Raw genomic sequence first — 8,246 nt, forward strand, 5'->3', positions numbered from 1 at the left:
GGGGTACGTTAATCTACCAAACACTTGTTAGGGAAGGAGGGGCCGATGTCTGCTGCCCATGACGAACCGGTGCGCTACGAGAAGCGGGGCCCGGTCGCGACGGTGACCATGAACCGGCCCGACTACCGCAACGCGCAGAACTCCGCGATGACCTACGCCCTGGACCGGGCGTTCTACCGCGCGGCCGACGACAGCGAGGTGAAGACGATCGTGCTGGCCGGGGCGGGAAAGCACTTCTCTGCCGGCCACGACATCGGAACCCCCGAGCGGGACGCGCATCTGCCGTTCGAGCGCCGGGCGGGACTGTGGTGGGACCACTCGGACAAGGAGGGCGCCGAGAGCCGGTTCGCGCGCGAATCCGAGGTGTATCTGGGCATGTGCCGCCGCTGGCGGGAGCTGCCCAAGCCGGTCATCGCGTCAGTGCAGGGCGCGTGCGTCGCGGGCGGTCTGATGCTGGCCTGGGTGTGCGACCTGATCGTGGCCTCACAGGACGCCTTCTTCGCCGACCCCGTGGTCCGGATGGGCATCCCCGGCGTCGAGTACTTCGCCCACCCGTGGGTGATGCCACCACGGATCGCCAAGGAGTTCCTCTTCACCGGTGACCGGATGAGCGCACAGCGCGCGTACGAGGTCGGCATGGTCAACCGGGTCGTCCCGAGGGACGAACTGGCGTCCCGTACGGAGGAGTTGGCGCTGAAGATCGCGGAGATGCCGCGCATGGGGCTCGCGCTGACGAAGCGCGCGGTCAACCAGGCCGAGGACCTCCAGGGCATGCACACCGGCATGGACTCGGTGTTCGGCCTGCACCACCTGGCGCACGCGCACAACGCCGAGACCGCGCCGGACGCGCTCGGCGGCATGGACATCCGGGCGATGAAGAAGGCGGGCGGCTGATGGACCTCGATTTCGACGCGGCCGACGAGGCGTTCCGTACCGAGATACGCGACTGGCTGGCCGCCCACGTCCCGGCGACTCCCCTGCCGTCCCTGGAGACCGCCGAGGGCTTCGCCGCGCACCGCGAGTGGGAGGCCGTCCTGGCCGCCGACCGCTGGTCGGTGGTCTCCTGGCCCGAGGAGTCCGGCGGGCGCGGGAGCTCCCTGCTGCACTGGATGATCTTCGAGGAGGAGTACTACGCCGCCGGGGCTCCCGGCCGGGTCAGCCAGAACGGCATCAATCTGCTGGCCCCGACCCTCTTCGAGAACGGCACCGCCGAGCAGCGCGCCCGGGTCCTGCCCGCGATGGCACGCGGTGAGGTCATCTGGGCGCAGGCCTGGTCCGAGCCGGAGTCCGGCTCGGACCTGGCGTCACTGAAGTCGACGGCTGTACGGACCGAGGGCGGCTGGCTGCTCAGCGGCCAGAAGACCTGGTCCTCCCGGGCCGCCTTCGCCGACCGGGCCTTCGGCCTGTTCCGCAGCGACCCGGACGCGGACCGGCCGCACCGGGGGCTCACGTATCTGATGTTCCCGCTGGACGCCGAAGGCGTGACCGTGCGGCCCATCGGGCGGCTCGACGGGAAGCCCGCCTTCGCCGAACTCTTTCTGGACGAGGTGTTCGTACCCGACGAGGACGTCATCGGCGAGCCCGGCCAGGGCTGGCGGGTCGCGATGAGCACCACCGGCAACGAGCGCGGGCTCACCCTGCGCAGCCCGGGCCGTTTCACGGCGGCCGCGGACCGGCTGACCGCCCTGTGGCACGCGCACGGCGATCCGGCGGACACGGCCCTGCGCGACCGGGTAGCCGACGCGGTGATCGGGGCCCGCGCCTACCGGCTGTTCTCCTACGCGGGGGCCTCCCAGATCCTGCACGGGGAGGGCGGGCCCGCCGGGGCCGTCTCCAGCCTCAACAAGATCTACTGGTCCGAGCTGGACATCGCGCTGCACGAGACGGCGCTCGACCTGCTCGGCCCGTATGGCGAACTCGCCGACCACGCGACGGAGTCACCGGATCACGGCAGTTGGTCCGAGGGCTACACCTTCTCGCTGGCCGGACCCGTCTACGCGGGCACCAACGAGATCCAGCGCGACATCATCGCCGAGCGGCTGCTCGGCCTGCCGAAGGGGCGCCGCTGATGCGTTTCCTCCTGGACGCCGAGCAGCGGGACTTCGCCCGCTCCCTCGACGCACTGCTCACCTCCTGCGACACCCCGGCCGTCGTACGGTCCTGGGCGGCCGTGGACCACGGTCCGGGGCGCGCCGTCTGGGCGCGGCTGGCCGAGGCCGGGGTGTTCGCCCTCGCGGTTCCGGAGAAGCACGAGGGGTTCGGGCCACTACCCCTCGAACTGACCCTCGCCTTCGAGGCGCTGGGGCGGCACGCCGTCCCCGGGCCGCTGGTCGAGACGGTTGCCGCGGCGGCCCTGCTGGACCGGCTCGGCGACGACCGCCTCGCCGCGGACAGGCTGCCCGGCATCGCCTCGGGGAAGTCGGTCGTCTCTCTCTGTCTGACGTCGGTCGGCCCGTACGCCCTGGACGCGGACATGGCCGACGCGGTGTTCGTGGTGGACGGCGACACCCTGCGTCTCACCACCGGGCCGGGGACCGTGCAGCCCTCGGCGGACCCCGCGCGGCGCCTGTCACGGCCGGCGGACGGGACCGTCCTCGCCCACGGCCCGGCCGTGACCGCCGCCGCCGCGCACGCGGCGGATGTGGCCGCACTCGCCACGGCGGCCCAGGCGCTCGGGGCCGGCCGGGCGCTGCTGGCCCGTACCGTCGCATACGTCACGCAGCGCACCCAGTTCGGGGTGGCGATCGGCTCCTTCCAGGCGGTCAAGCACCGGCTGGCCGACACCCTGCTGGCCCTGGAGTTCGCCGGGCCGCTGGTGCACGGCGCCGCGCTCGCGCTCGCCGCCGGGGACGACGGGGCGGGCCGCGACATCGCCGCGGCCAAGGTCACGGCGGGCGAGGCCGCATACGCGGCGGCGCGCACGGCCCTCCAACTGCACGGCGCCGTCGGCTACACCGACGAACTCGACCTGTCCCTGTGGATCCGCAAGGCCAGGCCCCTGCGGGACGCGTGGGGCACCCCGGCGGCGTGCCGGGCCCGCGTCATGGGAGCAGCCCGGTGAGACTCACACAGGAACAGGAAGAGCTGCGAGCGGCCGTACGGTCGGTTCTGACGCAGCATCAAGCCAATGCTGCGTGGCTCCCGTTGGCCTCACAGATCGGTGCGGCCGGTCTGGCGGTGCCCGAGGAGTACGGCGGGGCCGGAGGCGGCGCCCGCGATGTCCATGTGCTGATGGAGGAGCTGGGCCGGAGCCTGAGCCCGTTGCCGTGTCTGGGCTCCGCGGTGCTCACGGTGGGGGCGTTGCTGGCGTCCGGTGACAAGGAGGCGTGCGGCCGGCTGCTGCCGGGGCTTGCCGAGGGCACCTCGGTGGGCACCCTGGCCTGGGCCGAGCAGGGTTCCTGGGACCAGGAGGCGGTACGCGCCGAGGCGGTGCCGGGGACCGGTGGCGGCCATCTGATCACCGGGACCAAGGAGTACGTGCTGGACTGGCCGAACGTGGCCGTCCTGCTCGTCGCGGCGCGTACGGCACAGGGGGTCGCGCTCTTCGAGGTGGCCCCCGATGCCCCCGGAGTCCGCCGGGAGCCCGTCGTGACCATGGACGGGACCCGGGCCCAGGCCCGGTGGGTGCTGGACGGCGCCGAGGGGCGCCTGCTGGGCGTGGACGGCGACGGTGGGCGGTACCTGGAGCACGTCCGGGACCTGGCCTGTACGGCCCTCGCGGCGGAGCAGGTGGGCGCGGCCGAGCGCTGCCTGGAGCTCACGGTCGAATACGCCAGGACCCGGGTCCAGTTCGGGCGGCCCATCGGTTCGTTCCAGGCGGTCAAGCACCGGCTGGCCGACGCCTACGTCCTGGTGGAGTCGGCGCGTTCGGCGGCGCTCGGTGCGGCGTTCGCCGCCGACGAGGACCCGGGTGCGCTGCCGCGGGCCGCCGCGGTCGCGAAGTCCGTCTGCTCCGAGGCGTTCTCGGAGGTGGCCGGCGAGATGATCCAGCTGCACGGCGGGATCGGCATCACCTGGGAGCACGACGCGCACCGCTACTTCAAGCGGGCACACGGGGCGGGCGAACTGTTCGGGCCGCCCGCCCACCACCGGGCGCGGCTCGCCGCCGGGCTCGGCCTGACCAGCCACTGAGCACATCCCAGCAGACAGAGAAGGGGCGCAACGCATGGACATCGGCAACCCGTTGGACTTCACGGGGCATGTGGTCCTGGTCACCGGCGGCACCAAGGGAATCGGTGCCGCCATCGCCGGGGCGTTTCTCGGTGCCGGGGCGGACGTGGTGGTCTGCGGCCGCAACACCCCGGACACCCTGCCCGCGGGCGGGGGCCGGGAGGCGGTGTTCGTCCCGGCCGATGTGCGTGATCCGGCGGCGGCGTCCTCGTTGGTGGACGCGGCGGTGGAACGCTTCGGCCGGCTCGACGTGCTCGTCAACAACGCGGGCGGATCCCCGGACGCCGACGCGGCCACCGTCTCACCACGTTTCGTGGAGAAGGTCGTCGCGCTCAACCTCCTCGCGCCGTTCTACGTGGCGCAGGCGGCCCACCGCGTCATGCGGGCCCAGGACGGTGGCGGTTCGGTCATCAACATCGGCAGCGTCTCCGGCCAGGACCCGCAGCCGGGCACCGCGGCCTACACGGCCGCCAAGGCCGGACTGCTGGCCCTCACCAAGGCGCTGGCCCTGGAGTGGGCGCCGGCGGTCCGGGTCAACCACATCACCACGGGGCTGATCCGGACCGAGAGCGCGGCGTCCGTCTACGGCGCGGACGGCGGGGCGGCGGTGGCGGACGTCATCCCGATGGGGCGCATGGCGGTCCCCGACGATGTCGCCCGCGCCTGTCTGTTCCTCGCGGGCGATCTGTCCGGATACGTCAACGGGGCGGATCTGGCGGTGCACGGGGGCGGGGAGTTCCCCGCGCGCTACCTGGCGGCGAAGGCGGCCGGCGGGCCGGGGTGACCACTGGGGGACGTGACGGGGGTTTTCCCCCGGTCCCGCCGACCGGGTGGCCCGATGTTCCCGGGTCACGTGGGCCCCTAGCGTCATGGGGTACCTCCCACCCGATCCGAGGAGCACGATGCGCGTCATCCGTCTGGTCACCGCGGGGCTCGGTCTGGCCTGTTTACTCGCGGGCGGCATGCCCGCGTCCGCCTCGCCCGCCCCCTCCCGCGCGTCCGCAGAACGGACCCGCCAGCCCCTCGTGTGGGGGCCCTGTTCCGCGCAGCAGACGGAGTTGCGTGCGGCGGGCGCACGCTGCACGAAGGTGACCGTGCCCCTCGACTACGCCGATCCCGAGGGCCCGACGATCGAGATCGCCGTCTCGCGGATCGCGGCGAAGGGAGGGCGCGGGAAGCGCCGGGGCATCCTGCTGTCCAATCCGGGCGGCCCCGGCGGCACGGGCCTGGGCAACACGCTCTACCTGCGGCCCGCGTTGAAGGACGCGGCCGACCGCTACGACCTGATCGGCTTCGACCCGCGCTTCCTCGGCGAGTCCACGCCCGTCGCCTGCGGCCCCGCCGCCCCGGCGCCCGCTCCCGGCCCCACCACGACCCGCCGTGCGGAGTTCGACGTGGCCGTGCGCGACGCCCAGGACACCGCGCGCCGCTGCCAGGAGCACGGCGACAACGCCCGGCTTCTGCCTCACGCCACGTCCCGGAATGTCGCCCGTGACATGGACGCGATCCGCGCCGCGCTGGGCGAGCGCAGGCTCTCGTACTACGGCGTCTCCTACGGCGCCGATCTGGGCGCCGTCTACACCCAGATGTTCCCCCGCCGCTCCGACCGGATCGTCCTCGACTCGTCGACGGATCCCTCCGCCACCCAGTACCAGCTGTTCCAGCGCGCGGGCCTGCCCCTCGAAGAGGCACTGGACGCCTGGGCCGGATGGACCGCGCGGCACGACGAAAAGTACCGGCTGGGCAGCACGCCCGCCGGCGTCCGCGCACGGGTCCAGGAGTTGCTCGACGGGGCAGAACTGCGACCGGTCGTGGTCTCCGGCGTCCGCCTCACGGCACCCTTGCTGCGGCTGGTACTGAGGCAGTTCATCCAGCACGAGGAGCACGACCCGGCGCTCGCCTCCACGGTGCACGACCTGGTCGACGCCGCCGCAGGACGGCCTGTCGAGCCCGGGCCGGAGCTCGCCTCCATGCTGGAGATGCTCTCCTCCCCCGAACTGGCCGACAGCATGCTGGGCGGGGCGCTCTTCATGTGCGGTGACAGCGGCTGGCCCGCCGGGGGCTGGCCGAAGGACCCGGAGACGTACTGGCGGAACATGAAAGGCAGCCGCGTGAGCCAGCCCGTCTTCGGACCGCTCGTGAACGGCATGACCGCGCCGTGCGCGTTCTGGAAGAGCACTTCCCGCGAGCCCGCCACGGTGATCGACAACCACGTGCCCGCGCTGATGCTTCAGGCCCGGCTCGACAACAACGTCCCGTACGAGGGGGCCCTGGCCCTGCACCGACGGCTGACCGGTTCACGGCTGGTGACGGCGGACATCCGCTCCCATGGAGTGTTCGGGCGCGGGCTGGACGACCTCACGCCCGTCCCCTGCGCCGACCGGGCGGTCGTCGACTACCTGCGTGACGGCACGCTCCCCGCCGCCGACGTGACCTGCCGCCGTACTGAGGTGGTCCGGTGATCAGCCGACGCGGAAGTCTGGCGTCCGCGGCCGCGGCCCTGCTCACCGGGGCGTCCACCACCAACGCGTCCGCCACCGCAGCCCCTTCCGGATCCGGAGGACCGCACGAGGACGCCGGATCACCCGCACTCCTCCAGCGTGATGCGGACGCGATCCTGGCCACCGGCGCCACCGGTGTACTGGCCGAGGTGCAGACCGCCGGCGGCCGCACGACGGCCCGTGCGGGCCGCACCGACCTGTCCGCCCCGTCGCGTCCGGTCCCCTGGGACGCGTACTACCGCATAGGCAGCGACACCAAGACCTTCACGGCCGTGCTCCTGCTCCAACTGGCCGCAGAGGGGCGGCTCTCACTCACCGACACCGTCGAACGGTGGCTGCCCGGCGCGGTGCGGGGCGAGGGGAACGACGGCCGCCGGATCACGGTCGCCAACCTGCTGCGGCAGACCAGCGGGCTGAACGACTATCTCGCCGTCTCCCCCGACGCGGCCGACGCGTTCACCCCGGCCGGGTACCTCCGCTCGCGCTTCCGGCCCTCGGCCCCCGAGGATCAGCTGAGGACAGCCGTGGCCCACCCTCCGCTCTGGCTGCCGAGCAGCCAACACCCCGAACGGGAACAGCACTTCGGCTACTCCAACACCAACTACGTGGTGGCCGGCCTGATCGTCGAACGGGTGACGGGCCATTCCTGGGCCGAGGAGATCCACGACCGGATCATCGAACCGCTGGGCCTGCGCCACACCCTCACACCGGGCACCTCGTCGTACGTGCCGGCACCCACCGCCTGCGCGTACACCTGGTTCCCCGACACCGGCCGGCCCACCGACACGACGCTGGCCCCCGGCGGCGGGGCGGACGGCTCACTCATCAGCACCACCCACGACCACGGTGTCTTCCTGCGCGCCCTGATGAGCGGACGGCTGCTGGGCCCGGCGCAGCTCGCCGCGATGAAGGAGACCGTGGCGGCCGACGACTGGATCGAGGCCCACGGGGTCCGTTACGGCCTGGGCATCGCCTGGCGGCCGGTGGCCGGGAACCGGGACGGGATCTGGTTCCACGGCGGTACCCATCTGGGGACCGTCTCCGAGTGCGGGGTGACGCCGGACGGCGCACGGGCCGCGACCAGCGCGACCTTCACCCTGCGCATGGGCGACCCGGCGCAGGACGCCCAGGACGCAGCCGGACGGCGGCTGATCGAGCGGGCGCTGGCGGGTCGGTGAGCCGCAGGGCTTCCGGCGGATGAGGGCACCGGAACGAGCGGACGGCGTGCTCATGAACGTACGGAGGCCGGGGCCCTTGCCGCTGTCGGCGAGGGCCCCGGCCTGGGGCTGTTCCCAAGGCCCCGGTCTGGGGCTATCCCCACCCCGGATCCGCCAGCAGCCGCCATGGCCCGTCGTCACCGTGATCCGTAGCGTCGAAGCATCGGCTCGAAGGATCGCGAGAGGGACGAACATGAGGCAGCGCGGCGGCAAAGGACAGCGGACGGACGACCGGCCGGACGTTCGGGACGGCTTCGGCCCGGCCGTCGAACTGCGGGGTGTGCGGCGGCAGTACGGGCGTGGTCCGGGTGCGGTGCATGCTCTGGCGGGCGTCGATCTGGCGCTGCAGCGGGGCTCG

Annotated in this window: 7 protein-coding genes and 1 pseudogene; all 8 read left to right on the forward strand. The window is 72.9% G+C overall.

The annotated features are described in order from the left end of the window. Positions 1 to 45: 45 nt before the first annotated feature. Positions 46 to 894 (forward strand): enoyl-CoA hydratase, encoded by an 849-nt coding sequence (locus ACIBJG_RS11705; RefSeq protein WP_399307169.1) that lies wholly within the window; start codon positions 46 to 48, stop codon positions 892 to 894. Continuing rightward, entirely contained in the window at positions 894 to 2,069 is a 1,176-nt protein-coding gene (locus ACIBJG_RS11710; RefSeq protein WP_399307171.1) for an acyl-CoA dehydrogenase family protein, read from the forward strand. The genes ACIBJG_RS11705 and ACIBJG_RS11710 overlap by 1 nt, the downstream gene beginning before the upstream one ends. After that, the gene (locus ACIBJG_RS11715) at positions 2,069 to 3,061 is read left to right on the forward strand and encodes an acyl-CoA dehydrogenase family protein (protein ID WP_399307173.1); all 993 of its coding nucleotides are present in this window, start codon (positions 2,069 to 2,071) and stop codon (positions 3,059 to 3,061) included. The genes ACIBJG_RS11710 and ACIBJG_RS11715 overlap by 1 nt, the downstream gene beginning before the upstream one ends. Beyond that, positions 3,058 to 4,131, forward strand: a complete 1,074-nt coding sequence (locus ACIBJG_RS11720; protein WP_399307175.1) for an acyl-CoA dehydrogenase family protein — start codon at positions 3,058 to 3,060, stop codon at positions 4,129 to 4,131. The genes ACIBJG_RS11715 and ACIBJG_RS11720 overlap by 4 nt, the downstream gene beginning before the upstream one ends. Positions 4,132 to 4,165: 34 nt before the next feature. Next, positions 4,166 to 4,954, forward strand: a complete 789-nt coding sequence (locus ACIBJG_RS11725) for an SDR family oxidoreductase (RefSeq protein ID WP_399307177.1) — start codon at positions 4,166 to 4,168, stop codon at positions 4,952 to 4,954. Positions 4,955 to 5,072: 118 nt separating this feature from the next. Next, positions 5,073 to 6,632, forward strand: coding sequence for an alpha/beta hydrolase (locus ACIBJG_RS11730; protein ID WP_399307179.1), 1,560 nt, complete (start codon positions 5,073 to 5,075; stop codon positions 6,630 to 6,632). Continuing rightward, a complete protein-coding gene (locus tag ACIBJG_RS11735; RefSeq protein ID WP_399307181.1) occupies positions 6,629 to 7,849 on the forward strand; it encodes a serine hydrolase domain-containing protein in 1,221 nt (406 codons plus the stop codon). The genes ACIBJG_RS11730 and ACIBJG_RS11735 overlap by 4 nt, the downstream gene beginning before the upstream one ends. A 232-nt stretch (positions 7,850 to 8,081) precedes the next feature. Beyond that, positions 8,082 to 8,246: pseudogene (locus tag ACIBJG_RS11740) on the forward strand (ABC transporter ATP-binding protein); the annotation flags it as partial.

The organism is Streptomyces sp. NPDC050422, from assembly GCF_044458665.1.
Taxonomy (GTDB): Bacteria; Actinomycetota; Actinomycetes; order Streptomycetales; family Streptomycetaceae; genus Streptomyces.

Coding starts and splice junctions, on each gene's coding strand:
- ACIBJG_RS11705 (WP_399307169.1), top strand. CDS start 46: ATGTCTGCTGCCCATGACGAACCGGTGCGCTACGAGAAGCGGGGCCCG.
- ACIBJG_RS11710 (WP_399307171.1), top strand. CDS start 894: ATGGACCTCGATTTCGACGCGGCCGACGAGGCGTTCCGTACCGAGATA.
- ACIBJG_RS11715 (WP_399307173.1), top strand. CDS start 2,069: ATGCGTTTCCTCCTGGACGCCGAGCAGCGGGACTTCGCCCGCTCCCTC.
- ACIBJG_RS11725 (WP_399307177.1), top strand. CDS start 4,166: ATGGACATCGGCAACCCGTTGGACTTCACGGGGCATGTGGTCCTGGTC.
- ACIBJG_RS11730 (WP_399307179.1), top strand. CDS start 5,073: ATGCGCGTCATCCGTCTGGTCACCGCGGGGCTCGGTCTGGCCTGTTTA.